The sequence below is a fragment of the Bradyrhizobium sp. LeoA1Lang genome (genome assembly GCF_055413685.1).
On record NZ_JBVAPG010000024.1, the window covers coordinates 1 to 21804 of the forward strand.

General features: G+C 61.0%; 23 protein-coding genes and 1 tRNA gene. 16 read left to right on the forward strand and 8 right to left on the reverse strand.

Going from position 1 to position 21804, the window contains the following annotated elements; genetic code table 11:
* Positions 1-154: 154 nt before the first annotated feature.
* The 4 genes from ACZYOF_RS11150 to ACZYOF_RS11165 all read right to left on the reverse strand — a co-directional run bounded on the left by ACZYOF_RS11150 (position 155) and on the right by ACZYOF_RS11165 (position 3898).
* Positions 155-997, reverse strand: coding sequence for a fumarylacetoacetate hydrolase family protein (locus ACZYOF_RS11150; RefSeq protein ID WP_463715785.1), 843 nt, complete (start codon positions 995-997; stop codon positions 155-157).
* Positions 998-1176: 179 nt separating this feature from the next.
* Entirely contained in the window at positions 1177-2031 is an 855-nt protein-coding gene (locus ACZYOF_RS11155; protein WP_463715786.1) for an MBL fold metallo-hydrolase, read from the reverse strand.
* An 81-nt stretch (positions 2032-2112) separates the two neighbouring features.
* Entirely contained in the window at positions 2113-3102 is a 990-nt protein-coding gene (locus ACZYOF_RS11160) for an NADPH:quinone reductase (RefSeq protein WP_463715787.1), read from the reverse strand.
* Between the two features lie 13 nt (positions 3103-3115).
* Positions 3116-3898: an SDR family oxidoreductase gene (locus ACZYOF_RS11165; protein ID WP_463715788.1), complete on the reverse strand. Its 783-nt coding sequence runs from the start codon at positions 3896-3898 to the stop codon at positions 3116-3118.
* Between the two features lie 149 nt (positions 3899-4047).
* Here ACZYOF_RS11165 and ACZYOF_RS11170 point away from each other — a divergent pair, with 149 nt between their 5' ends.
* Together ACZYOF_RS11170 and ACZYOF_RS11175 are read left to right on the forward strand one after the other, a co-directional pair.
* Complete coding sequence (locus ACZYOF_RS11170) at positions 4048-4809, forward strand: SDR family oxidoreductase (RefSeq protein ID WP_463715789.1); 762 nt, start codon at positions 4048-4050, stop codon at positions 4807-4809.
* Positions 4810-5203: 394 nt separating this feature from the next.
* A tRNA-Met gene (locus tag ACZYOF_RS11175) sits at positions 5204-5280 on the forward strand.
* 149 nt (positions 5281-5429) lie between these two features.
* On the opposite strand, the gene ACZYOF_RS11180 is transcribed toward ACZYOF_RS11175, so the two are convergent.
* Both ACZYOF_RS11180 and ACZYOF_RS11185 read right to left on the reverse strand, forming a co-directional pair.
* Positions 5430-6323 carry a complex I NDUFA9 subunit family protein gene (locus ACZYOF_RS11180; protein ID WP_463715790.1) on the reverse strand — a complete coding sequence of 298 codons (894 nt, stop codon included), beginning with the start codon at positions 6321-6323 and terminating at the stop codon, positions 5430-5432.
* Between the two features lie 32 nt (positions 6324-6355).
* Complete coding sequence (locus tag ACZYOF_RS11185; protein WP_130577933.1) at positions 6356-7255, reverse strand: DUF2189 domain-containing protein; 900 nt, start codon at positions 7253-7255, stop codon at positions 6356-6358.
* A gap of 534 nt (positions 7256-7789) precedes the next feature.
* Between ACZYOF_RS11185 and ACZYOF_RS11190 the strand changes: the two genes are divergently transcribed.
* The 6 genes from ACZYOF_RS11190 (at position 7790) to ACZYOF_RS11215 (ending at position 12591) form a co-directional block, all read left to right on the forward strand.
* The gene (locus tag ACZYOF_RS11190; protein WP_130577904.1) at positions 7790-8623 is read left to right on the forward strand and encodes a cytochrome c oxidase subunit II; all 834 of its coding nucleotides are present in this window, start codon (positions 7790-7792) and stop codon (positions 8621-8623) included.
* Positions 8624-8696: 73 nt separating this feature from the next.
* Positions 8697-10472: a cytochrome c oxidase subunit I gene (gene ctaD, locus ACZYOF_RS11195; protein ID WP_282529404.1), complete on the forward strand. Its 1776-nt coding sequence runs from the start codon at positions 8697-8699 to the stop codon at positions 10470-10472.
* On the forward strand, positions 10469-11173 hold the full coding sequence (locus tag ACZYOF_RS11200; RefSeq protein WP_282529405.1) for a cytochrome c oxidase subunit 3: 705 nt from the start codon (positions 10469-10471) through the stop codon (positions 11171-11173). The genes ctaD and ACZYOF_RS11200 overlap by 4 nt, the downstream gene beginning before the upstream one ends.
* 14 nt (positions 11174-11187) lie before the next feature.
* The gene (locus ACZYOF_RS11205) at positions 11188-11910 is read left to right on the forward strand and encodes a heme-copper oxidase subunit III family protein (RefSeq protein ID WP_130577934.1); all 723 of its coding nucleotides are present in this window, start codon (positions 11188-11190) and stop codon (positions 11908-11910) included.
* Between the two features lie 9 nt (positions 11911-11919).
* The gene (locus tag ACZYOF_RS11210) at positions 11920-12321 is read left to right on the forward strand and encodes a cytochrome C oxidase subunit IV family protein (protein WP_165421035.1); all 402 of its coding nucleotides are present in this window, start codon (positions 11920-11922) and stop codon (positions 12319-12321) included.
* Positions 12322-12396: 75 nt separating this feature from the next.
* Positions 12397-12591, forward strand: coding sequence for a hypothetical protein (locus ACZYOF_RS11215; protein ID WP_130577907.1), 195 nt, complete (start codon positions 12397-12399; stop codon positions 12589-12591).
* A gap of 134 nt (positions 12592-12725) precedes the next feature.
* Here the strand turns inward: ACZYOF_RS11215 and ACZYOF_RS11220 are convergent, their stop codons facing one another.
* Positions 12726-13835, reverse strand: coding sequence for an HD-GYP domain-containing protein (locus ACZYOF_RS11220; protein WP_130577908.1), 1110 nt, complete (start codon positions 13833-13835; stop codon positions 12726-12728).
* Between the two features lie 477 nt (positions 13836-14312).
* On the opposite strand from ACZYOF_RS11220, the gene ACZYOF_RS11225 reads away from it, so the two are divergent.
* The 8 genes from ACZYOF_RS11225 to ACZYOF_RS11260 all read left to right on the forward strand — a co-directional run bounded on the left by ACZYOF_RS11225 (position 14313) and on the right by ACZYOF_RS11260 (position 20490).
* The gene (locus tag ACZYOF_RS11225; protein ID WP_130577909.1) at positions 14313-15287 is read left to right on the forward strand and encodes a helix-turn-helix transcriptional regulator; all 975 of its coding nucleotides are present in this window, start codon (positions 14313-14315) and stop codon (positions 15285-15287) included.
* Positions 15288-15453: 166 nt separating this feature from the next.
* Positions 15454-15903 carry an ester cyclase gene (locus tag ACZYOF_RS11230; RefSeq protein WP_028163034.1) on the forward strand — a complete coding sequence of 150 codons (450 nt, stop codon included), beginning with the start codon at positions 15454-15456 and terminating at the stop codon, positions 15901-15903.
* A gap of 227 nt (positions 15904-16130) precedes the next feature.
* Positions 16131-17222: a bifunctional DNA-binding transcriptional regulator/O6-methylguanine-DNA methyltransferase Ada gene (gene ada / locus ACZYOF_RS11235; protein WP_463715791.1), complete on the forward strand. Its 1092-nt coding sequence runs from the start codon at positions 16131-16133 to the stop codon at positions 17220-17222.
* 112 nt (positions 17223-17334) lie between these two features.
* On the forward strand, positions 17335-17658 hold the full coding sequence (locus ACZYOF_RS11240) for a hypothetical protein (RefSeq protein WP_463715792.1): 324 nt from the start codon (positions 17335-17337) through the stop codon (positions 17656-17658).
* Positions 17659-17821: 163 nt separating this feature from the next.
* The gene (locus ACZYOF_RS11245) at positions 17822-18388 is read left to right on the forward strand and encodes a methylated-DNA--[protein]-cysteine S-methyltransferase (protein WP_463715793.1); all 567 of its coding nucleotides are present in this window, start codon (positions 17822-17824) and stop codon (positions 18386-18388) included.
* Complete coding sequence (locus ACZYOF_RS11250) at positions 18385-19134, forward strand: 2OG-Fe(II) oxygenase (RefSeq protein WP_463715794.1); 750 nt, start codon at positions 18385-18387, stop codon at positions 19132-19134. The genes ACZYOF_RS11245 and ACZYOF_RS11250 overlap by 4 nt, the downstream gene beginning before the upstream one ends.
* Positions 19135-19298: 164 nt before the next feature.
* Positions 19299-19784: a hypothetical protein gene (locus tag ACZYOF_RS11255; protein WP_130577914.1), complete on the forward strand. Its 486-nt coding sequence runs from the start codon at positions 19299-19301 to the stop codon at positions 19782-19784.
* Positions 19785-19971: 187 nt separating this feature from the next.
* A complete protein-coding gene (locus ACZYOF_RS11260; RefSeq protein ID WP_394567223.1) occupies positions 19972-20490 on the forward strand; it encodes a methylated-DNA--[protein]-cysteine S-methyltransferase in 519 nt (172 codons plus the stop codon).
* A 14-nt stretch (positions 20491-20504) separates the two neighbouring features.
* Here ACZYOF_RS11260 and zigA read toward each other — a convergent pair whose 3' ends face one another.
* Entirely contained in the window at positions 20505-21710 is a 1206-nt protein-coding gene (gene zigA, locus ACZYOF_RS11265) for a zinc metallochaperone GTPase ZigA (protein ID WP_130577916.1), read from the reverse strand.
* Between the last annotated feature and the right edge of the window lie 94 nt (positions 21711-21804).

The window sequence follows — 21804 nt, forward strand, 5'->3', positions numbered from 1 at the left end:
AATCGTGCCACAATGGCCGGCGGTGGGCGTGCTCTTGGTCGATGCTTGCATCAGACTCTCCGATGGTTCGAGTGTGGAAACCCAAACCTACCGGAAAGGGCGCGCTCACCGCCCCATGGAATCTACGGGGCTCCTCAGGATGAGAGAGCGGCCGTTACGCCGCGACAATCTCCTGGCGCTGCTCGCCGAGGCTCTCGATGCCCAGCGTCACGACGTCGCCGACATTGAGGTATTGCGGCGGCTTCATGCCGGTGCCGACGCCGGGCGGGGTGCCGGTCGTGACGATGTCGCCGGGCAACAGCGTCATGAACTGCGAGACGTAGGAGATGCACTTCGCCATCGAGAAGATCATGGTCGAAGTCGAGCCGGTCTGGCGGCGCTGGCCGTTGACGTCGAGCCACATCGAGAGGCTCTGCACGTTCGGGATCTCGTCCTTGGTGACGAGCCAGGGGCCGAGCGGGCCGAAGGTGTCGTGCGACTTGCCCTTGGTCCACTGTCCCAGACGCTCGATCTGGAAATTGCGCTCGGAGACGTCGTTGCAGACGCAATAGCCGGCGACATGGTTCAACGCATCGGCCTCGGAGACATATTTGGCGCGGGTGCCGATGATGGCGGCGATCTCCACTTCCCAATCGAGCTTGGTCGAGCCGCGCGGCTTCTCCACGGCGTCGTTCGGGCCGGAGAGGGCGGTGTTGGCCTTCAGGAAGAAGATCGGCTCGGACGGAATGGGATTGCCGGTTTCCTTGGCATGGTCGGTGTAGTTCAGCCCGATGGCGACGAATTTCGAGATGCCGGTGACCGGCGCGCCGAAGCGCGGGTTGCCGGGAACAGCAGGCAGCTTGGACGGATCGAGCGCGGCCAGCTTGGCCAGGGATTCCGGCGAATAGGCCTCGCCGGTGAGGTCCTTCAGATGCGCCGCCAGGTCGCGCAACTGCCCGGATTTATCGATCAGGCCGGGCTTTTCCTCACCCTTCGCGCCGTAACGAACAAGCTTCATTTTTGATCACTCCCTACAGGGGTTTTTGGGCTTTACGGACTTAGGACGCTTCATGGAGCAGCGCGGGGCGAAATTCAACTGCCGAAAACGGGTAGGTAGGATGGGCAAAGGCGCACTTGCGCCGTGCCCACCATCAAACGCCTCGCTCGCAATGGTGGGCACGCTGCGCTTTGCCCACCCTACGCATTGTCCAGAGCGATGAACTTGAAGGCTTCCCCCTCGCGCTTGATGTGACCGGCGGTGAAATGGCCGCCGATCACCAGCGTCGGCGTGTCGGCAAAGCGGGAGAACAATTCGCGCCGCGTCACCGCCGATTGCTTGTGGTCCGAATCCGCCGTCGAGGACCAGTCCGGATGGGCCATCTGGCAGGGATGGTGGGCGACGTCGCCGGTGAGCAGCGCTTCCTCGCCGTCGGAGCGGATGTGGATGCTCATATGGCCCGGGCTGTGGCCGGGCGTCGGGATCAGCGTGATCTCCTCCGTCAGGCGGTGGTCGGAAGGCACGAGATCGGCCTTGTCGGCATCCGCGATCGGCTTCACGGAATCCGTGAATACCGCGATGTTGTCGGGCGATTTGCCGTGGTCGCGCCAATGCTCGAATTCGGCTCGGCCGAACACGTAGCGGGCGTTGGAGAAGGTCGGCACCCACTGGCCGTCGACGAGCTTCGTGTTCCAGCCGACATGGTCGACATGCAGGTGCGTGCACAGCACGGTGTCGATGCTATCGGGGGGAAAGCCCGCCGCGGTCAGCGTCTCCAGGAAGGGATGCTTGCGGTTGTTCCAGCTCGGCACGTTGCGGCCCTGCTTGTCATTGCCGAGCCCGGTGTCGACGATGATCCGCCGTGTCGGCGTCTCCACCAGCAGCGAATGGATCGACATTTTCAGCCGGCCTTCGTCGGTGGCAAAATGCGGTATGAGCCAGGGCAGCTTCTGGACTTCTTCGTTGGTCGCGAGCGGCAGGATGAAACGGGTGTGCCCGACCGTCTCCAATTCGACGACCTTCGTGATCTTGACCCTGCCTACTTTCCATTCCATCCCACCGCTTCCTTCTTTTGAGCATGATCTTTTCGGAAGATCGGTACCCGCTTTTCCCGATCACGCTCTCCCGATCAGGCTCTAACGAGCGCAATCAACGATAACGGTGCCGAGCTTGTCTCCCTTCTCGACCGCGAGGTGAGCCTGTGCCGTCTCCGACAGCGCAAACTGGCCGGCGATGTTGTGAAGGCGCGGTCCGGCCGCGAGCCATTTCGTGATGTCGGCTTGAGCTGCGGCGAGCAACGGCGGCGGCAGCGCGAACAGCACCAGCGCGCGCAAGGCGATGCACTTCTCCATCAATTCGCGCATCGGCACGACGGGGTTGCGGTTGCCGTTGGTGGCGTAGACGGCGATCGTGGAATTGACCGCCATCAGCTTCAGCGTAGCAGCGAGATTGCCGCCGAAATCGACATCGACCACGCGGTCGACGCCGCGTTGATGGGTGAATGCCATCGCCTTCGCAACGACATCTTCCTCTTTGTAGTTGATCACGAGATCGGCGCCCGCGCGCCGCGCCTGCTCGGCCTTGTGTGATGAGCTGACGGTTGCGATCACCTCGGCGCCGCCCCATTTCGCCAGTTGCACGGCATAATGGCCGACCGCGCCGGCGCCGCCGGTGACCAGCACCGTCTTGCCCACGATCGGCCCGTCCGCAAACAGGCAGCACCACGCGGTCATGCTGGGGATGCCGAGAGTGGCGCCTTCCGCGAATGAGAGATGATCCGGCAGCGGCGTCACCAGGTGCTCGGCGAGGGTGATATATTCCGCGGCGGTGCCAAAGGCGCGGCCGTTGCGCTGGCCGTTGAACAGCCAGACCCGGTCACCGACCTTGAACCGCTTCACGCCGTCGCCGACCTGGTCGATGATCCCGGCGCCATCGCTGTTCGGGATCACGCGCGGATATTCCATCGCCCGATAATTGCCGCCGCGGCGGCCGACATCGGCGGGATTGACGCCGGAGCCCTCCAGGCGGATTCGCACCTCGCCTGCAGCCGCCACCGGCGTCGGCATCTCGCCGAAGGTCAGGACCTCTGCCGCCGGCCCTGTCCGCTCGTACCAGACCGCTCTCACAGCGTGACCATCTTCACAGCGTGCCCGGGAAGGCGCCGCCGTCGAGCAGGATGTTCTGGCCGGTGATGAAGCCGGCCTTGGCGCCGCACAGGAACGCGCAGGCGTAGCCGAACTCCTCGGGATCGCCGAAGCGGCCGGCGGGATTGAGCTTGGCGCGCTCGGCCAGCACTTGCTGGGGGGTGATGCCGCGCTTCTCGGCTTCCGGTTTCGCGGTGCCGAGCAGGCGATCGGTCTCGAACGGCCCCGGCAGCAGCGCATTGATGGTGACGTTGTTGATGACGGTCTTGCGCGAGAGGCCCGCGACGAAGCCGGTAAGGCCGGCGCGCGCACCGTTGGAAAGTCCCAAAATCTCGATCGGCGCCTTCACCGCGGCGGAGGTGATGTTGACGATGCGGCCGAATTTCCGTGCCATCATGCCGTCGACGGTGGCCTTGATCAGCTCGATCGGGGTCAGCATGTTGGCGTCGATCGCCTTGATCCAGTCGTCTCGGGTCCAGTTGCGGAAATCGCCGGGCGGCGGACCGCCGGCATTGTTGATCAGGATGTCCGGTTCCGGGCAGGCCTTCAGCACAGCCTCGCGGCCCGCGGGCGTCGTGATGTCGCCGACGATCTCAGTGACGGTGACGTCGGGATGCGCTTTGCGAATCTCGTCGGCGGTCTTCTTCAGCGCTTCCGCGCCGCGCGCCGTCAAGGTGACATGGACGCCCTCATTGGCGAGCGCGATGGCGCAGGCGCGGCCCAGACCCTTGCTCGAGGCGCAGACGATGGCGCGGCGCCCTTTGATCTCAAGATCCACTGTTTCACTCCCGTGATGTCAGGTGGTTTCTAAAATGTTCGATGGGACCACTTTAGCCAACGCCGCGCGGCCTGATAAGTCCTGCGGCGTTGCGCCTGCCGAAATCGTAGGTATCAATGCGCGCATATCAGGTTCTAGGAAACGTACCCATGTCCGATCTGTTCGATGTCAGCCAGGAAACCATCTTGATCACCGGCGCAAGCCAGGGGCTGGGGCGGCAATTCGCCCGCGTCCTTTCCGCGCATGGCGCCGCCGTCGTCCTGGCGGCACGGCAGACCGGCAAGCTGAAGAGCCTGGAGGAGGAGATCAGGGCCAAGGGCGGCCGCGCGAGCGCGGTGCAGATGGACGTCACCGACATCGGTAGCATCGGCAAGGCGCTGGATGCCGCGGAAGCCGCATTCGGTCCGGTCAGCGTGCTGATCAACAATGCCGGCATCGCCATCGAGAAATTGTCGACCGAGCAGACCGAGGCGGATTGGGACGCCGTGATCAACGCCAATCTCAAGGGCGCCTATTTTCTGGCGACCGAACTGGCGCGGCGGATGATGGCGCGCAAGCAGGAGGGCAACATCGTCAATATCGCCTCCGTGCTCGGCCTCGGCGTGATGAAATTCCTCTCGCCCTACACGGTCTCGAAGGCCGGCATCATCCAGGCCACCAAGGTGATGGCGCTGGAGCTCGCCGGCAACAACATCCGCATCAACGCGCTGGCGCCCGGCTATATCGACACCGAGATGAACCACGATTTCTGGGCGACGCCGGCCGGCGAGAAACTGACAAAACGGATTCCGCAGCGCCGGGTCGGCGCCGAATCCGACCTCGACGGCGCGATCCTGCTGCTGGCCTCAAAAGCCTCGCGCTACATGACCGGCACTGTGGTGACGGTCGACGGCGGATTCTTGCTGAACTGAGCCATCACCCCGTAGCCCGGATGGAGCGAAGCGCAATCCGGGAATCTTCACGGGCAGGCTCCGGGTTTCGCTGTGCTTCACCCGGCCGTCCCCTGATTCTCTTGGTCCAAGGCTCTGTCCAAGGCTCCACTTTTGCGGCCTTTTCGGCAGGGGAGGTTCCAAACGCCCGATTCGCGCACGAATCCCGTCAATTTGGCCGTCACAAAACCTCAAAAAACCTGTGCCGAAGGGCTTTCCAAAGCGGATCAGCATTGATACATACGCCTCGCGCCCGGTTGCCCTCGGCCCCGGGTCGCCTTCTCAGGAAGTTTTCGAACGGATCGAGCGGCGCCCTTCCAAGCGTTGTCCGCTTCACGTTCGGCCTCTCTCCATGCAAGGCGGAAATCCGGTTTAACGCGGGGTGGAGCAGCCCGGTAGCTCGTCAGGCTCATAACCTGAAGGTCATAGGTTCAAATCCTATCCCCGCAACCAAGTTGGTAGAAAGCCCCGGCAATCTCAGTTGATTGCTGGGGCTTTCTTTTGATGACCCGAATAGCGTCACAGTCGGAAGCTTCTTCGATGCACGGGTAGACGTCGCGCGTGAACGGTCAGCCATTAAAGCAGATGAACGGGAGCCGCTTTCATCCGCGGTTCGACAACATGCTCCTGAGGATTTCCTCGATCGAATGTGGCGAAATGCCAAGCTCGGCAAATCCGGGCATCTCTGGTGATGACACGGTGTCGATCTGCATCAGCTCCACCTGATTACGAGTAAGGGGCGGGTCAGGGAGCATTTCGGCGGCCCATGCCAGCGCGTGCCAAACCACAAACGGGACTGGAATCAGGAGAGGTGCGAGGCCGGCTTGGTGGGCGATCGCTCTGAGCAATTGCTCGTAAGAGTAGGCGGTCGGGCCGCCGAACTCAAAAACCGTCGGGTGGGTCTCGGCTCGCTCCACGAGCCGGGCAACCGCGTCCGCAACATCTTCCACATAGGCCGGTTGCAATCTGGTCCGGCCGCGGCCGAACATCGGATAGATCGGAAACTGGCGAAGAAGCTTGAGGATAGTGCTGAGAAACGCGTCGTCCGGTCCGAACATCACGGCTGGACGGACGAGAACTGCATCGGGGAATTCAGCGCGGACCGCCCGCTCGCCTTCGCCGCGCTTTCGGACATAGCGGGATGGCGAGGCGGCGTCGGCGCCGATCCCCGAAACATGAACAAGCCGTTTGACTCCAGCCCGGCGGGCCTCGGCCGCTACCCGTTGCGCCGCCTCGACGTGAACGGAGTGAAACGTCTCCGATCCGCGCTCGCGATAAAGGCTGACCGCGTTTATCACGCCGTAGGCGCCGACCAGCGCATTCGCGACTGATCGCTCGTCGTGAATGTTGGCCTCTATAAATTGAAGTTGCTGCTTCTCGGGACCAGACTGCCTCTGTGCCCGGTCCGGATGCCTTGACCCGATCCGGACCGGAAATTCGTGACTGCGCAGATGGCGAACGATGCGGTTGCCGAGGAAGCCGGTTCCGCCGAACACAGTGATAGCGCGGCCGTTCGTTGCTGCTCCGGCTAGCGTTCGTGGCTCCATGGGAAGAGCGAGGCCGGGAAATCTGCTGCGTAGCGATGACCTATCGGCGTGCGAGGCTCCTCCTGTGGGGGATTCGGGTCGGGCTCCACCACCTTCCGATAAAGATGCCAGGTGGCATGACCGAGCACCGGCAGCACGACAGCGAGACCGACGAAGAACGGCAGCGAACCGATCACCAGCAGTGCCGCAACAATCAGCCCCCATGCGGCCATCACAAATGGATTCTCCTTTACGGCCCGCAGCGACGTCCGGATGGCGTCTATCGCAGTGGCATGTCTGTCCAGCATCAACGGAAACGATACGACGCTGACGCACAGGGACACGACTGCGAACAGGAAGCCGACGCCGCAGCCTATGATGATGAGTGACCAGCCTTGTGGCGTCGTCAGCACGCGCGTTGCGAAATCAGGGATGCTTGCGGCCGGGGCATAGCCGAAGATGGTAACGTAGATCGCGTCCGCGGCGGCGATCCAGACCCCGAACAGGACGAGCAGGAGCACGCCGAGGCCGAGAATGGCGCCGAAGGACGGTGCGCTCAGCACATGCATCGCGTGCCAAGCTGCGGGTTCCTCGCCGCGCTCGCGGCGGCGGCTGAGCTCGTAGAGGCCGAGCGCGGCAAAAGGACCGATCAACGCAAAACCGGCCGCCAGCGGAAAGAGCAGCGGCAACACCGAATAGCCAAGGACCAGTCTGAACAGAACAAGACCGAGCACGGGATAAATTCCGCACAGGACGACAGCGTGAGTTGGTATCGCTTGGAAGTCTTCCCAGCCCAGGCGCAGCGCGTCGCGCAAGTCCGAAAGGCCGATCTTGCGAACGACATATGCGGTGGAGACGCCGAAGAATTGCAGGTGAGGTCTTGCAAAATACTGAGTGGCCATGGCTCCGGTCTCCTTGCTCGTGATCGCAGGGGGAACGGCGGAGCCTTCAACTCGCGCACATTCGCCTCATGCGCGGAAATCGCGATCGAGCCCGGCAAGCCAGATTCAGCGAGAAGGAGCTTTGCCGGGCGACACCAGTCGCGACTGGTGTACGAGCTTAAGGCGATGAGAGCAAGATAGCGCTCACGGGGGGGTGAATTGTGCGGTTGCACACTTCTCTCGCTGCACTGCACCGCACCGCCGGACGATCGGTATCGGCCGACAATTGCCGGTTTGCGTGGCGTCGGCAACGCGAGGGACCAAGGCGCGGCGTCCTCCACTATTGACGCCCGGCTCGACCCGCACCATCTTGATCCCAACGCCCCCAGCTCTGATGAGACTTGCGGTCGTGGCGTGCAGTCCGCGTCGCGACCAGTGGAATGGGCGAGGCAAGAGGCACGACGACAGCGGATGTAAAGTCCGCCATCGCGACAGACGTGAGCTCCGCCCTCCGGTTCGTATCCGCAGCCTTTTAGCGGCAAGGATGCATGAGGGATGGCTGTAGCAATCATACTGCTTTTGGTCGCGATCGCCTCGGTGGTGTTTCACCTCTTCAGCCCGTGGTGGTGGACGCCGCTTGCCTCGAACTGGGGCTACATCGACGACACCATCACCCTGACATTCTGGATCACTGGAGCGGTCTTCGTCGCCGTCGTCGCGTTCATGGCCTACTGCGTCTTCCGCTTTCGCCACAAGGAGGGAAGGCAGGCAGACTACAATCCCGAAAACAAGCGGCTCGAATGGTGGCTCAGCGTCGGGACAGGAATCGGCGTCGCAGCGATGTTGGCACCCGGACTGGTCGTCTGGCACCAGTTTGTGACCGTTCCGGCCGGTGCGACTGAAGTCGAGGTCATGGGACAGCAGTGGCAATGGAGCTACCGGCTTCCTGGAAAAGACGGCCGGCTCGGGACCTCCGATGCCCGCCTTGTCAGTGCCGACAATCCGATGGGGTTGAATCCCGACGATCCGAACGGAAAAGACGACATCGTTATTCAAAACGACGATCTGCACCTGGCGATCGGGAAGCCGGTGAAGGTGCTGCTCCGCTCAATCGATGTCCTGCATGATTTCTATGTGCCGGAGTTCCGGGCGAAGATGGACATGATACCGGGCTCGGTCACCTATTACTGGTTCACGCCCACCCGCACCGGAACGTTCGAGGTTCTCTGTGCCGAGCTCTGCGGTGCCGCGCATGCGCAAATGCGCAGCAAGGTCGTTGTCGAGGAAGAGAAAGAATATCACGCGTGGCTGGAGAAACAGCGGACATTCGCCGAGTTGTCAGGCCAGCGCAACGTCGCGAAGGCGGCGTACAAGACAGGTAGCGAATAAAAATAGCGGCGAGGCCTCACGATCGATCGTGAGGCGAACTCCTCGCTGAACAGAAGACCAGGAGGGTATTCCGATGGTCGATGTCCCGTTTGACACAATCGCAGGCATTCCGCCCGCTGAGGCGCCTGACGTCGAGCTCTATCATCCGAAGAGCTGGTGGACGAGGTACGTCTTTTCGCAGGACGCCAAGGTTATCGCCATCCAGTACTCGATTACGGCGATGTCGATCGGAATGGTCGCGCTGGTGCTGTCGTGGCTGATGCGACTGCAACTGGGATTTCCCGGCACGTTCTCCTTCATCGATGCCAACCAATATCTCCAGTTCATCACCATGCACGGCATGATCATGGTGATCTACCTGCTCACCGCGTTGTTCCTTGGTGGCTTCGGCAACTACCTTATCCCGCTCATGGTCGGCGCCCGGGACATGGTGTTCCCCTATGTGAACATGCTGAGCTATTGGGTCTACCTGCTCGCGGTCCTGGTGCTGGCCTCGACCTTTTTCGTGCCTGGCGGGCCAACCGGCGCCGGCTGGACGCTCTATCCACCGCAGGCGATTCTCTCCGGCACCCCCGGGCAGGATTGGGGCATCATTCTGATGCTGGCCTCGCTGATCCTGTTCATCATCGGCTTTACGATGGGCGGGCTCAATTATGTGGTGACGGTGCTGCAGGCGCGCACGCGCGGCATGACGTTGATGCGGTTGCCCTTGACGGTGTGGGGCATTTTCACGGCTACCGTCATGGCACTGCTGGCCTTCCCGGCGCTGCTGGTCGCCTCGGTGATGCTGCTGCTTGACCGCCTCCTGGGGACCAGTTTCTTCATGCCGACACTGGTCGAGATGGGCGAGCTGACGAAGTATGGCGGCGGCAGCCCAATCCTGTTCCAGCACCTCTTCTGGTTCTTCGGCCATCCCGAAGTCTATATCGTCGCCTTGCCGGCCTTCGGCATTATATCCGATCTGATCAGCACCCACGCGCGGAAGAACATCTTCGGCTATCGCATGATGGTCTGGGCCATCGTGGCAATCGGCGCGCTCAGCTTCGTCGTATGGGCGCACCACATGTATGTGAGCGGCATGAACCCGTATTTCGGGTTCTTCTTCGCCACCACGACGCTCATCATTGCCATCCCGACCGCGATCAAGGTTTACAACTGGGTGCTGACCCTCTGGCGCGGCGATATTCATCTCACCATCCCGATGCTGTTCGCGCTTGCGTTCATCATCACGTTCGTAAATGGCGGGCTGACCGGCCTGTTTCTCGGCAACGTGGTCGTGGACGTTCCGCTGTCGGACACGATGTTTGTTGTCGCCCACTTTCACATGGTGATGGGCATTGCACCGATCATGGCCGTGTTTGGCGGGATCTACCATTGGTATCCGAAAGTCACGGGACGAATGCTCAATGAGGCGCTCGGACGATTCCACTTCTGGGTCACGTTCCTCGGAGCCTACGCGGTTTTCTTCCCGATGCACTATCTGGGCCTTTTGGGCGTGCCTCGCCGCTATCACGATATTGGCGAAACGGCCTTCATCCCGGCATCCGCCCATGACCTCAATGCGTTCATGAGCGTGGCCGCCCTGATTGTCGGCTTTGCCCAGCTTGTCTTCATATTCAATCTGATCTGGAGCCTGTTCAAAGGGAAAGAGGCGGGCGGCAATCCCTGGGGAGCCGCGTCGCTGGAATGGCAGACACCAGAGACCCCGCCGGGGCATGGCAACTGGGGCAAGGAGCTCCCGATCGTCTATCGCTGGGCCTACGATTACAGCGTACCCGGCGCCGGCAGGGACTTCGTGCCGCAAAATGAACCGCCGGCCAGACTGTCGGCGCAGGGGGCCCATCCGTGAGCGTCATTGTCCTGTTCATGGTTGGAATCGCGGCAATTGCGGGATGGTGGCTCTCGCAGCAACGGCTGACAGCCAAACCCTGGCTGGAGGAGGGAGTGAGCGTCGATCTTCGCGAGGAGAGCACATCATCACCGCAAGCGGCGAAGATCGGATTGGGGGTGTTTCTCGCGGTCGTCGGCTCGCTGTTCGCGCTCTTCATCAGCGCTTACTCCATGCGCATGAACATGGTGGACTGGCGGACGCTGCCAGTGCCAGCGCTGCTGTGGTTCAACACGGGCGTGCTGGTGTTGAGCAGCGTCGCGCTGCAATGGGCGTACATCGCCGCCCGCCGTGACGACATGGACGGCATCATTCTCGGCCTGCTCAGTGGGGGAGCATTCGCCGTTACATTCCTGGTTGGACAGCTTCTGGCGTGGCGACAGTTGAATGCCGCTGGGTATTTCGTCGCGTCCAACCCAGCCAATTCTTTCTTCTACCTGATCACCGCGGCGCACGGGCTGCATGTGATGGGCGGTCTCGTGGCGCTCGGCAGAACGGCCGCCAAGTTATGGCGTGGCGCTGAGGTTAAGCAGGTGCGCGCGAGCGTGGAACTCTGCGCCATCTATTGGCATTTCCTGCTGCTGGTCTGGCTGGTCTTGCTCGGTCTGCTGACGGGCTGGACAGACAATTTCGTCGACATCTGTCGCCAGTTGCTCAGCTAGGGAGGCAGGGACCGATGGCAGAGACTGCACTGACAAACGTTGGAGCATCGCCTGCGCGGCTCCCGGGCTTGCGAGGGATCGTTGCCGACTGGTCTTCGGATCAGCGCGCTTTCAAGAATGTCTCCTGGGGGAAGGCCATGATGTGGATCTTCCTCCTGAGCGACACCTTCATCTTCAGTTGTTTCCTGCTGTCATACATGACGGCGCGAATGTCCACGACGGTGCCGTGGCCCAACCCCAGCGAAGTCTTTGCTCTCAATATCGGCGGTCAGCACATACCGCTCATTCTGATCGCTATCATGACCTTCATCCTGATCAGCAGCAGCGGCACCATGGCGATGGCGGTCAATTTCGGTTACCGTCGGGATCGGATCAGAACTGCAGCCTTGATGCTGGCCACCGCCGCATTCGGCGCAACGTTCGTCGGAATGCAGGCTTTCGAATGGACCAAGCTGATCATGGAAGGCGTCAGGCCCTGGGGCAATCCGTGGGGCGCGGCGCAGTTCGGGGCCAGCTTCTTCATGATAACCGGCTTCCACGGCACCCACGTGACCATTGGCGTGATTTTCCTGATCGCTATCGCACGCAAGGTCTTGCGGGGAGACTTCGACGTCGAAAGGCGTGGCTTTTTCACGAGCCGGAAGGGGTATTACGAGATCGTCGAAATCACCGGCCTGTACTGGCACTTCGTCGATCTTGTGTGGGTGTTCATCTTTGCCCTTTTTTATCTTTGGTGAGGTTGGCGCATGACAGAAGCCGCGATACATGTGGAAGGCCAACAACCTTCGCTGCACGTTCACGCCCATGAGGCCCATGCGCCGGGAGCCACGCAAGCAAAGGGCCAGCAGCACCCGATCAAGCTCTATCTCGCGGTCTGGGGATGGCTGTTCGTCCTTAGTACCTGCTCCTTTCTCGTCGACTACTTTGGTATCCATGGCCATCTCAGATGGTCGCTGATTCTGCTGTTCATGGTTTTGAAGGCCGGTCTGATCGTCGCCGTCTTCATGCACATGGCCTGGGAGAGGTTGGCCTTGGCCTATGCCATCCTGCTTCCGCCGGTGCTGGTGTTGGTATTCGTGGCGATCATGGTGTTCGAATCCGACTACACGCATCTGCTCCGGGTCGTATTCTTCACTCCGACGGCGTAGCTCCCGTTGCCTCGCGGCGAAGGAGAACGGCAATGACGAAAGACACTGTAGCAGTACAAGAGTGGAGATATTGGGATGCAGTTCACCGTTGGGTTTAAGCTAAGGGGAAAGACAGACCATGTCGTCCTCGACGGACAAGACGCGCTCGTCGCCGCGCTGAAGGTGAAGGCGGAGCTTCCGGAAGCAGTCATCATGTACGTACGCCCACAAAATCGGCGTGGCGACACGCGTCATCCGTCACGTGCGCTCGCCGAAGACGTTCTTCGATGAGAGTCCGGCGGACCCTTGCGCCTCCCCGCAGCCAGCCTTCTCCAGCGATTTCGAAAAATTTAGCCCGCCTCTGTCAGGCCTTTCGATGTCCAGCGTCCCCCGGGCGATGACGGCGTACCTTCGCATAGGTCACGTCACGCCGTATCCTCGACGACGGAGCGGAACGCGTTGAGGAGATCGCCGTCGAGTTTGTTTCCCATGTCCTGCATGATGCCGAAGGCCTGCATTGGCGCCAGCGATTGCCGGTAGGGTCGATCTTCCACCAGTGCAGAAAAAATATCGGCAATCGTGATGACGCGTACGAGATCTGCAATCTGCCCGGCGCGAAGCTGATCCGGATAGCCCGATCCATCGAGCAGTTCATGGTGATGAAGCACGCAATCAAGGATCTCGACCGGAAAGCCGCCTTGTTGCGTGAGCAGGTCATATCCGTATCGGGGATGCTGTCTTATCTGCTCCATCTCATGGTCAGTCAATTTTCCCGGCTTGTCGAGGATATCGAGTGGAACGAACGATTTTCCAACATCGTGCAACAGCGCAGCGTGCGCGATGCGTTGTTGGTCCTTGGGGCGCATCTTCAGCTTCTGCGCGAACGCGACGGCGAAGCCGGTGACGAGCAGGCTGTGCCTGTAGGTGCCGCCATGATGCCTCCGCACGGTTTCCATCCAGGGACCAATTCCCCAGACATCGAGCGCCTCCAGGATGAGCGGAGTGTTGGCTTCGAGAGTTTCGAATGGAAGTGAGCTCTCGTTGTGCGGCGCCTCGATTGTCTGCGCGAGCGCACGATGAGCGGCGGAAACGCCCCGCAACACGATCTTGTTGTGCGATGGTGTTTCCGACTTGGCGCGCGCGTGATGTATTGGAGAAAATACCCGCAGAACTTCATCTGCATCGAACGGATGGTAGATGTAGTTGCGTACGCCGAACGTCTCTGCGTGGCGCATCTTTTCGGCAAGCGCGCGTTCTCCGATGCTCTTGTCGATAACAAGGAGGCTGGGCAGCGAACGTGCAAGAATTGCCTGGCGAGTGGGTTGAAGCGCTCGAACCACCTGCGTTGACGAAAGATCAACGTCAAGAACGACGCAAGAAGCGAAATTATCGATGACAAGAGGGTCAATCGCCGGCGGCAGCAAATGGACGTCGCAGGTTCGACTGAGTATGGATGCCAGCGGTCTTGTCCGTTCCGGCGTCTCAGTTATGAGGGCGATATGAAGTTGTCGGACTGTCGTGGCTGCCTCGATCATGCGATTCACTTTCCTGGCGGTCTCGCCTGTTCGTAAATTATCGCGGCTGTCTTTTGGTGCGTCGTTACCTGCGCGAGCAACGGGGAGGCAACGGCGCTTGCAGTGTTGCGAACATCCACCTCGTTCCTCCTGCTGCCGCCATCATTCGTTTGATGGCTTGTCGACTCGAGATGAACAGAGAGAGTCGCGTCCCTGTCCAAGCTGCATCCGCTCGCTTGTGATCGTGATGTTGCCAACATTTCCCGGGTTGTCGGCGGACGTAAGCAGGAGCGCTGTTCACGCCAGCTGCCACGTATCTTCATGCGTATGCAGCGTTGCTGAATGAGATGTTACCGACGCGCGGGCAATTCGCCTTTTGGCCATATCTCGCGCGAATTGGATAGCCACCGTTAAAATTGACGCCGTGTGGCACCGCGTTGCTTAACCGGAGAATTTCAGTTAATCGCGAAACAATTACTGTGTGGCCTGCTTGGAAATATGAGTTCGTTTTCGCGTGTTGCTTCCCAAGATAAGCGTGGGGTTGGTTTCGATACGTATCTAGACTGTCTCTCGATATTCTTGCCGGACGTTTCGGCGGAGCCGGAGAAGGCCGGGCGGCAATTTTCGTGGCGAGCCAGCTTCGCTGCGGTCAACGGCCTGACCTGCTGGCGGGTGCAGGGTAGCCATGGCTACGAAATAACACTCAATGACTCAGCGGAGACCTTGCATGTCTCGCAGCCTGTCATTGGCGCTGTTGCTGCAATTGGCAGATACGGTGCCTGCCGAGCGCTCCCAGGATCTCTATTTACACATCTGACAGACGCGCCAAGCCGAATCTCCACCAAGGGGGCTCATGCAATGAGAGCGTTACGGTTCGAACGCCCGGAATTGATGCAGGCCCTTTCCACATTCGATGAAAAGCTCTCTATTCAGGACCTCACGCCTCTGATGCTCCATCATCTGACGGAGACGACGACGCAATCGCTTTATCACTCCGCGCAAGCGGTCGTGTCCGCCGTTCTTGATGAGGATCTTCAGGGGCGCGCTCCCATCGCGATGGCGCTGCTGAGCGAATCCTTGCTCTTGCTGGTGCTCGAGAGACTGACATCAGGCAAATTGCGGGAACCGTCTGAACCAACCATGCGCCACCTTCGGCGGGCGGTCGATTACATGCATTCCAACATTCATCGGCCCTTTACCATGAGCGACGCCGCAGCCGCAGCAGGTATCAGCGTACGGACGTTGCAGACCGCTTTCCAGGCGCACTACGGTGCAACGCCGGTCGCCTACTTGCGTCGCATCAGGCTGGAAGCCGCACATCTGGAACTTACATCTGCGGACAACATTCTGCCTGTCTCCGAAGTCGCCCTGAAATGGGGCTTCATGCATATGGGACGCTTTGCGGAGATATATCGCAAGACCTACGGTCTTCTTCCATCCCAGCTTGCTGGACTGCGAAGGCGGAACGGCTGATCTGTGCCGGCCGTGGTATCTATCCGCATCGCGTCGGCGGTTGCTCCGTCTCCGCTTTCGATTTGAAGACAAGAACCGGAGTTTGGCTTGCTTCGGTCAAGCGTAAGCCTCGTTCAGATCACCACCCGACGTCGGTGATCGTCACGAGACACAAGGAGCCGTTCCAATGAGCAAGGAAGAAGATAACAAGGCCGTTGTCGGTCGCTGGTTCACGGAGTTCTGGGGCAAGGACGTCAATCTTGCGGTCATCGACGAGATCGCCGCGCCCGACATGCTGCTCAAATACTCGCTGCATGAGCCTCGCCGCGGCCGCGCCGATATCAAGGCGTTCATGACCGATTTCCGTGCTGCATTCCCCGATCTCAATTTCTGGGGCACGGCGGACCTGATCGCCGAGGGCGATTACGTCGTCGGCCAATGGGAAGGTGGCGGCACCCATAAGGGGCCGGCCTTCAACGACTTCCTGGTCGGCGGTTTGCCGGCTGCAACGGGCCGCAAGATGCATTTCACCGGCACTACGGTGCTGAAGGTGATCGACGGCAAGATCGTCGAGGAGATCGGTCTCGACGACGGCGTGACCGCGCTGACCCAGCTTGGGCTGCTGAAGGCTGCCTAGGCAGCTCACGCCCGGCCATCGAATAAGGTCCGCACGTCCGTGCGGACCTTATTCGCTTCTGGCCATCTAGGCTTAACTCGGCATCTGTGCTGCCCCCGGAACTCGTCAAGCCGGTGTTCCCCCGGTGATCCGGTTGCTGGCATACGCAATCGAATTCGAAAGCAAGGATCGGAGTGCATCAGACGGGAATTGGCGGCACCATCGTCCAACACCATATGAGAAAGAAGATGACTGCGACGCCCGCCAGCACCCCGAAGTCAACGCCCCCGTCGGTGGTGGATGATCCTCGATGGGCACGCATTGTCGCGCGCGACAAGACGGCCGATGGCCATCTCTGGTACTCGGTGGCAACGACCGGCGTCTATTGCCGGCCGTCCTGCCCTTCGCGCGTTCCCAACGCCAGGAACGTGCAGCTCCACGACAGCCTGGAAAGCGCCAGGGCGACAGGCTTCCGGCCTTGCCGGCGTTGCAATCCGGAAGGCCTTTCGACCGAAGCTGAGAACGCGGCCCTGGTGGCGCAGGTGTGCCGGATCATCGAGGACAGCGAGGAAGAGCCTTCGCTGGAGCAATTGGCCGCAGCGATCGGACGGAGTCCAAGCTATTTCCATCGCGTGTTCAAGGCCACGACCGGGCTGACACCGAAGGGATATGCCGCCGCCCACCGTGCCAGGAAGGTTCGCCAGGGATTGGCCTCGGGCAACTCCGTCACCGAGGCGATCTACGACGCCGGCTTCAATTCCAGCGGGCGCTTCTACGAGAAGTCGACGGACATGCTCGGCATGACGCCGTCGCAATACCGGGCCGGAGGCACGAACGAGGAGATCAAGTTCGCCGTCGGGCAGACCTCGCTCGGCGCGATCCTCGTCGCCTCCAGCACGAAGGGTGTGGCCGCGATCCTCTTGGGCGACGATCCGGACGAACTCGTCCGCAATCTTCAGGATCGTTTCCCGAAAGCGCATCTCATTGGCGCCGATCGTGACTATGAGGCGCTGGTTGCCCGGGTCGTCGGCTTTGTCGAGGCGCCGGGGATCGGCCTGGACCTTCCCCTCGACGTTCGCGGTACCGCCTTCCAGCAACGCGTGTGGCGGGCTCTGCAGGAGATTCCCGTCGGCGAAGCGGTTTCCTATGCCGAGATCGCACAGCGTATCGGCTCCCCCAAGGCGGTGCGCGCGGTGGCCGGTGCTTGCGCGGCGAACAAGCTTGCCGTCGCCATTCCCTGCCATCGCGTCGTTCGGAAAGATGGCTCGCTCTCCGGCTATGCCTGGGGCGTCGAACGCAAGCACGCTCTGCTCGACCGGGAGTGCTCGCAGGGTACATGAACAGCGCCGCCGCCTTGACCTCCAGAGGCACCTTCCGGCCAGTGTCTGCGAGTTTGAAAGCAATATTCGGAGTGCGCTGGTTGCGATCTCGTGCACTTACTCGATCATTCAGGTGGTCGATGCGAGCCTATTGAAGTCGCTGGTGATCGCCGACGCCGATCGACTGGCGGAAGGAACGCTTCAGACGATGTTTCCTCGGGGTGCATTCGACGCAAAGACCAAGCGCGAGAAGCGACGCCGCAGGACAATGCCCGATGCGATCGCAGGCCTTGTTCACGCCGATCCGGCGAAGGCGCGCGTGATGGCCTATTTCCGTCGGCTCGTCACCGACGGCCATGCAGAATGGCAGATGCTCGAGAACGGAGATATCCGGCTCCGCTTTCGCACCGGCGATACCTATCTTCTCGCGAAGACGACGATCATCCGCATCGCGTGAGCCGACCGAAATTCTGATGAGCTTGCTTTGCGCCAGGTGTCCAGCTCTTTCGCGTCGGCAGGCAGCAATCGAAAGCTTTCTCGATTTGAGAGCAAGCACCGGAGTTCAGGCAAGCGCGCTGCCCAATAGTTTCGATCATGAGGACAGATCAGGGAGCTAAGCGATGAACCTCATGATTTCCGACGCCGCCTTGCAGCTTTCACCCACGGCAAAGCGTGCCAACGCTGCCGTCGAGATGCTTTTCTATGCGACCGGCGAATGCGCCCTGGGCAAGGTGCTGGTGGCCCGCAGCGCCAACGGCGTCTGCGCCATTCTGCTTGGCGCGGACTCTGGCGAACTGGAGGCGGATCTCGCCGCCCGTTTTCCGGAGGCCACGCTCGTCGCGAACGAGGCCATCGTCCGCGATGACCTGGCGAAGGTGATCCGTTTCGTGGACAAGCCCGCCGAAGGACTTCATCTTGCGCTCGATATGCGCGGGACGGCGCTCCAGCGCCGTGTGTGGGACAAGATGCGCTCGATTCCTGTCGGCAGGACAGTGACCTACATGGAACTCGCTCGTTGGATCAGCCCGATGGCCTCGGCCCGGGCGATCGCCGGCGCCTGCGCCGCCAATCCGATCGCACTCGCTATTCCCTGCCACCGCGTCATTCGCGCCGATGGCGATCTGGCGGGTTATCGCTGGGGCATCGAGCGCAAGCGTGAACTGATCAGGAAGGAAGCCATCGCATGACAGTCCGTTCGTCCACCATCACCCGTGTCCCCGCGGTTACGTCCGCAGAGGCACGGGTTGCCGCTTACGACTGGCAGGTGCTCGCAGGCGAGCTCGACAATTACGGCTGCGCCGTCTTGCCGAAGCTGCTTTCGCCCGAGGAGTGCCGCACCATCGCAGATATCTACCCCGACGAGAGCCATTTCCGAAGCCACATCCACATGGCGCGGCACGGCTTCGGCAAGGGCGAGTACCGCTATTTCAAATATCCGCTGCCCAAGCTCATCGGCTCCTTGCGAACCGCGCTCTACCCGCGCCTTGCAGGTGTTGCCAACGAATGGAACGCTCGGATGGGAATAAGCGAGCGCTATCCAGGCGACCATGCGTCGTTCCTCAAGCAATGCCACGACGCCGGCCAGACGCGCCCGACGCCGCTTCTGCTGCAATACGTCCCGGGTGACTTCAACTGCCTCCACCAGGATCTCTACGGCGATCTCGCATTCCCGATTCAGGTCGCGATTCTGCTCTCGCAGCCCGGCACGGACTTCGCAGGTGGCGAGTTCGTTCTGACCGAGCAGCGGCCGCGTATGCAGAGCCGCGTCGAAGTCGTGCCGCTCCGGCAGGGCGACGCAGTGGCCTTCGCGGTCCATAACCGGCCAGTGCAGGGATCAAAGGGCAATTACCGCGTGAACCTTCGTCACGGTGTGAGTCGTGTGCGCTCCGGCATGCGGCACACCGTCGGGATTATTTTTCACGACGCGACCTAAAGCGCGATGAGATGAGGATGAATCATCATCGCGCTTTAGGTTATTGTTTGAGCATGATCTCCGCGCAAACGCTTCGCGTTTGTCGCGAGGGAAAACCGCTTCACACTTTTCCGGATCATGCTTCAGCGGCGCGGCAGACGCACTCCCGCCGAATGGAGAAGGCCATGAAACTGGTCAGGATGAGCGAGCAGAAAGTCGGCCTCCTGGTGCCTCTCTCCAGAGGCCTGCCTGTGATCGACATAGCGAACAGCCTGGGTGTATTTGCGCCGCATGATCCGCTGTCAAACGGTCTTCTGAACGGCGCGCTGAAAGATGGTTGCGATTGGTCGCTGATCGTCAAGCATTGGGCTCACTTGCGGTCGCCGCTCAAGAGGCTGGCAAACCTCGCCATAGCTAATCCAGATCATTCATGCCTGGTCATGCAGCCGTTTACAGAGCAATTCCAGATCGAAGATGCCGTCGATCAGATCGTTGCGATCGATATAACCGACACGGAACGCCTCGAAGAACAGGATCCGACGGGCCGGCACGCCATGGCGCGACAGTTCAGTGAGCTTCCTGAGGATAAGATCAAGCGCGATGCGCCGTCGGCGACGGGAGCCGCTCAGGTCATCGACTTTTCGCATCACAAACAGATCGGCGACGCCTGATTTCCAGGTGTCTCCGCCGGAGAGATAGCAGTCGCCCGTGGCTTCTCGACTGTCGCCAATAATGCGCGAGCCGGGCTCTCGCCGATCAGCGTCACCTCCATTTTTCGATTTGAAAGCAAGGACCGGATCGGCCCCGCCATCGCCGGCTTCTATCTTGTCGCCAGAAACAAATTCGAAGGAGCGCAGGATGCGCGAAATCATCCGCTTTGCCTGGGGGACCAGTTCCCTCGGCGATTTCATGGTGGCGATGTCCGGCAAGGGGCTCGTCGCCCTCGAATTCAGCTCGAACCGCTCCGCGGCGGAGGACGCATTGCGCGGCCACTTCCCGGAAGCCGACATCATCGACAGCGAGCAGGAATTGACCGATGTCCTGTCGAAGGTGCAACGCGCGATCGAAGCGCCGGGTTTCGATCCCGCGATTCCACTCGACTTGCGCGGGACGCCGTATGAAGTCGAAGTCTGGTCGATGCTGCGTGCAATACCCGTCGGCGAAACGACCAACTACGGCGCCCTGGCGGCCAAACTCGGTACCCGCGACGCACGCGAGGTGACCGAGGCGATCGCCTGCAATCCTGTTGCGGTCCTCGTGCCGTGTCACCGCGTCGTCAAGAAGGACGGCTCGATCTCCGGCTATCGCTGGGGCGTCAAGCGCAAGCGCGAGCTATTGGCACGCGAACGGCGTTCCGGGGCATCCGAAACTCTGTGAAGGGTTGCGGCGCGTCAGGCCGCTTCGTTGGCGCGCCTCCAAACCGGAAACGGATCGGGCAGGCCGGCCCAGGCCTGCGTATCCATGCCAGGCTTTCCTTTCACGAGGCACGCATCAAGCCGTGCACGGATCGCGGCTTCATCCATGTTCGTGCCGATGAAGACGAGTTCTTGCCGGCGGTCGCCATAGAGATCGTTCCAGCTCTTCTTCAATATTCGCTGCCACTCGGGATCCTGCGGCCACCGTTCGCGCGGAATCGCTGCCCACCAGAATCCCAGGGCCTCGGTCTTGGTGATGGCGCCGGCCTGGCTCATTTCGCCGACCCACTGCGGACGCGTGGCAATCCAGAAATGGCCCTTGGCGCGAATGACCCCTGGCCAGGCGTCATGAAGGAAGTGATGGAATTTCGTGGGCTCAAACGGCCGCTGCGCACGATAGACGAAGCTCTTGATGCCGTATTCCTCGCTCTCCGGCACATGGTCGGCAAAGCCATACAGCTCCTTGAACCACAGCGGATGCTGTTGCGCCTTCTGAAAATCGAAGCGCCCGGTATCGAGGATCCGATCGAACGGGACCTTGCTGTGATTGGTCTCCAGGATCTCGGCCTCAGGATTGAGCGCCCGGATGATCTTGCGCGCGGCATCGCGGTGCGCGGGTGTTGCGTCATCCACCTTGTTCAGCACCACCACATCGGCAAATTCGATCTGCTCGACAAGCAAATCGACCAGCGTGCGCTGGTCGTTGTCGAGGGCCTCGCCGCGCTCGCTAAGGAAGTCGGTGGAGGAATAGTCCTTCAACAGGTTCACCGCATCGACGACCGTGACCATCGTGTCGAGCCGCGCGACGTCGGACAGGCTCTCGCCTTGCTCGGTCCGGAAATCGAACGTGGCCGCAATCGGCAGCGGCTCGGAGATGCCGGTCGATTCGATCAAGAGGTAATCGAACCTTCCGCCTTCAGCCAGCGCACGCACTTCCCTCAGCAGGTCGTCGCGCAGGGTGCAGCAGATGCACCCGTTGGTCATCTCAACCAGCTTCTCGTTCGTCCGGGAAAGATTCGCACCGCCATCGCGAACGAGGTCCGCATCGATGTTCACCTCGCTCATGTCGTTCACAATCACGGCCACCTTCAGGCCGTGTCGGTTGTTGAGCACGTGGTTCAGCAAAGTTGTCTTTCCAGCCCCGAGGAAGCCGGACAAGACGGTGACGGGCAGTTTTTGCATGGAGATCGAACAGCCTTTGCAGCTCGAGGAATTTCCGCCCGGCAGAGGGCATCGGGGCATCCATATGTAATGTTATAACATTACATAACCGGAG